The sequence below is a fragment of the Ralstonia sp. ASV6 genome, assembly GCF_016429285.1.
GTDB classification, from domain to species: Bacteria; Pseudomonadota; Gammaproteobacteria; order Burkholderiales; family Burkholderiaceae; genus Ralstonia; species Ralstonia flaminis.
The window spans coordinates 1-3,494 of record NZ_JAELUI010000269.1 but is presented as its reverse complement, the minus strand read 5'-3'; the positions used below and the strand labels follow the sequence as shown (position 1 = coordinate 3,494).

Genomic DNA, 3,494 nt, shown 5'->3' with positions numbered 1-3,494 from the left:
TACCGCATGGAATCGCTGGTGGCCAATCCGTGCACGAGCTTTGGCGTGACGCTCACCGAGGCGATTGCCGAGCAGTGGCGCGCCTTTGCCGGCCGGCAGTGCAGCATCTACGAGGCGGCCTACGGCCTGTCGGAAACCCACACCTGTGATGCGATCACCCCGCCCGACGCGCCGCGCTGGGGCTGGCACGGCAAGATCGTCCCGCAGACCGAGGTACGCATCGTTGATCTGCACACCGGCGCCGAACTGCCCCCTGGTCAGGCCGGCGAGATCACCATCCGCAGCCCCGGCGTGTTCCGTGGCTACTGGCAGCGCGACGAAGCCACGCGCGCCGCGCTGCAGAATGGCTTTCTGCGCACCGGCGACATCGGCCAGCTTTCGCCTGACGGCTATCTGCAATGGCAAGGCCGCATCAAGGAGATGATCAAGGTCTCCGGCTATAGCGTGTTTCCGGAAGAGGTGGAGGCGTTGCTGTCTCGCCACCCGGGCATCCGCCAGGTCGCTGTCACCCCCATCCCGGACCCGGACAAGGGCGAGGTCGTCTGTGCACACGTGGTGCCGATGCACGGCGTTGCCCTTACCGAGGCGGAGCTGATTGCCTGGTCGCGCGACAACATGGCGCCGTACAAGGTGCCGCGCCGGGTGAAGTTCCACGATGCGCTGCCGGCCACGTCGACTGGCAAGGTGCTGCGGCGCCTGCTGCGCGAAGAGGCACTTGCCGCCTGACTCCACGCCTGAAAACAGAACGGCCGCCAATTCCTGGCGGCCGTTTTGCTAAGTCTGCACGAAGCGTTTCTGTCGGGCGATGCTCATCAGGATGCCGATGCCCATGCCCAGTGTGACGAGTGCGGTCCCTCCGTAACTGATGAGTGGCAGCGGCACGCCCACCACGGGCAGGATACCGCTCACCATGCCCATGTTGACGAAGGCGTAGGTGAAGAAGATCAGCGTGATCGACCCGGCCAGCAGTCGTCCGAACAGCGTGCCCGCATTCGCCGCGATGAACAATCCGCGAATGATCAGCAGCAGGTACAGGAACAGCAGGAAGCCGTTGCCCACCAGCCCGAATTCCTCGGAATAGACCGCGAAGATGAAGTCGGTGTGCTTTTCGGGGATGAACTCCAGATGGGTTTGCGTGCCCTTGAGCCACCCCTTGCCCGTTACCCCGCCCGAGCCGATGGCAATGATCGACTGGATGGTGTGGAAGCCCTTGCCCAGTGGGTCTGTGGTCGGGTCCAGTAGCGTGCACACGCGGTGCTGCTGATAGTCGTGCAGGATCGGCCAGTTCACGCCCGGCGCGCAGATGCGTGATTCAAACGACACCACCAGCGTGATCGCCGTCACCGCAATCACCAGCACCGGCACGATCAGCCGCCACGACAGGCCGGCAAAGTAGATCACGTAGATGCCGGCCGCCAGCACCAGCAGCGCGGTGCCCAGGTCCGGCTGCTTGGCGATCAGGCCCACCGGAATCAACAGCAGCACGGCTGCCGCCAGATAGTCGTACCAGTGGATCACCCCCTCGCGCTTCTGGAAGTACCACGCGAGCATGAGCGGCATGGCGATCTTCATGATCTCGGAGGGCTGCACCACCACACCCATATTCAGCCAGCGCCGCGCGCCTTTGCGGATCAGCCCGAACATCGCCACGCCTATCAACAGCGCGACGCCGATGGTGTACAGCGGCACCGCAAAGCGCATCAGCGTCTGCTGCGGCAGGTTGGCGATGACCCACATCAGCACGAACGACAGCATGATATTGCGGACCTGATCTTCCACGCGGCCCGGCATGTCGATGGCGGCTGAGTACAGCGCGACCAGTCCCGTGCCCAGCAGCAGAAACACGATCAGTGCCAGTGGCACGTCGAAGCCGGTGAAGAGCGACTTGATGACGTTGAATATGCGGCGCTTGTCCAGTTTGTCCATGGCGTGATCCTCAAGCGCGAATGTCAGGGAGTGGCCTGCGCGGGTTTGGGCGTCGGCTTCGGTGCCGGCTTGTTGCCAGGCTTCGTCTCCTTCCCACCCTTGGGCGCGGTGGCCGGCGTCGAGGCCGGGGCGGCGGCATTGCCGCGTCCACGCGGTGGCAGTTCAGGCGCGGGTTGGGCATGCGATAGCGCCTGCAGTACCTGCGCGTCCAGCGTAGCCGGGGCGATGGCATCGGCGCTGGTGCCGGCCTCGCGCAGGGCGGGAGCCAGCAAGTCGGGCGACATCGGCGGCGCGGCACGCGCTGCGCCTGCTGCCACCGACGACGCGGCCGGTGCTGAAGCCGCAGCCACACTACTGGCGGTCGGTGCCGCCACGGCCGAAGCGGCAGCGACCCCCGATGCCGCCTGCGCGGCAGCCTCCGCAGCCGCTTGCGGCGTGGCCGTGGCACTGGCGATGGTGGCCGTCTTACCAGTCGAGAACACGCTTGGCGTATCCACTGGTGGTTGCGGCTGGGGTTTCGGCGCGCTGGCGAGCAGTTCGGTCGGCCACTTGCCGGTCAGGTAATAGTCCATGACGGCGCGTGCGATTGGCGCGGCCGATGCCGCACCAAAGCCGGCGTTTTCCACGATCAGCGCCAGCGCGATTTTCGGATGGTCAGCCGGGGCAAACGCCTCGAACAGTGCGTGGTCGCGCTTGTTCTCGGGCAGCGCGTGGTGGCTGTACTTCTCGTTCTTGCCCAGCGAGAACACCTGCGCCGTCCCCGTCTTGCCCGCCGACACATACTGCGCACCGATGAACGCCTTGGCCGCCGTCCCCGCCTGGTTCACGCCCACCATCGCGCGCTTGATCACGTCGATGTTGGCCTGCTTGAGGGGGATCCGGTAGCTCTCGGTTGGCACGGTCAGCGTGCGCGACTTGGACAGCGAATCCTCCACGGCCTTCACGAGGTGAGGCTTCATCACCACGCCGTTGTTGGCCAGCGTCGACACCGCGTGCGCGAGCTGCAGGATGGTGAAGTTGTTATAGCCCTGGCCGATGCCCAGCGAGATGGTCTCACCGTCGTACCACTTCTGCTGCTCGGGGCGCTTGTAGGCTTTGCGCTTCCATTCGGTCGACGGCAGGATGCCGGTGCGCTCGCCTTCAATGTCGATGCCCGTGACCTGCCCAAAGCCGAACGGCTTCATGAAATCGTGGATGGCATTGACGCCCATGTCGTTGGCGAGGCGGTAATAGTACGTATCGCACGACGCCACGATGGAGCGGTACATGTCGACCCAGCCATGCCCGCCCGGCACGTCATCGCGGAAGGTGTGGTTGCCCAGCGTGAACGAGCCCGGATCGGCCATGCCCCACTGCGGCGTGCGTTTGCCCAGCTCCAGCGCGCCTAGCGCCATGAACGGCTTGTACGTTGAGCCCGGCGGATACGTGCCGCGTAGCGGACGGTTCAGCAGCGGCTTGTCGGGCGAGTTGTTCAACTCGCTCCAAGTCGCGCTGTCGATGCCTTCGATGAACAGGTTCGGGTCGAACGTCGGCTTGGAGACGAAGGCAAGGATGTCGCCCGTCTCGGG

The 3,494-nt window shown here is 65.2% G+C and carries 3 protein-coding genes; 1 reads left to right on the top strand and 2 read right to left on the bottom strand.

Features of this window, described 5'->3' with window-relative positions; genetic code table 11:
• Nucleotides 1-726, top strand: a 726-nt coding sequence (locus JHD73_RS27170; protein ID WP_199033240.1) for a class I adenylate-forming enzyme family protein, incomplete at its 5' end; no start/stop codon positions are given.
• Between the two features lie 48 nt (nucleotides 727-774).
• Here JHD73_RS27170 and rodA read toward each other — a convergent pair.
• Both rodA and mrdA read right to left on the bottom strand, forming a co-directional pair.
• Nucleotides 775-1,917 (bottom strand): rod shape-determining protein RodA, encoded by a 1,143-nt coding sequence (gene rodA / locus JHD73_RS27165; RefSeq protein WP_199033241.1) that lies wholly within the window; start codon nucleotides 1,915-1,917, stop codon nucleotides 775-777.
• Between the two features lie 32 nt (nucleotides 1,918-1,949).
• A partial coding sequence (gene mrdA, locus JHD73_RS27160; RefSeq protein ID WP_199033239.1) for a penicillin-binding protein 2 occupies nucleotides 1,950-3,494 on the bottom strand: 1,545 nt, incomplete at its 5' end.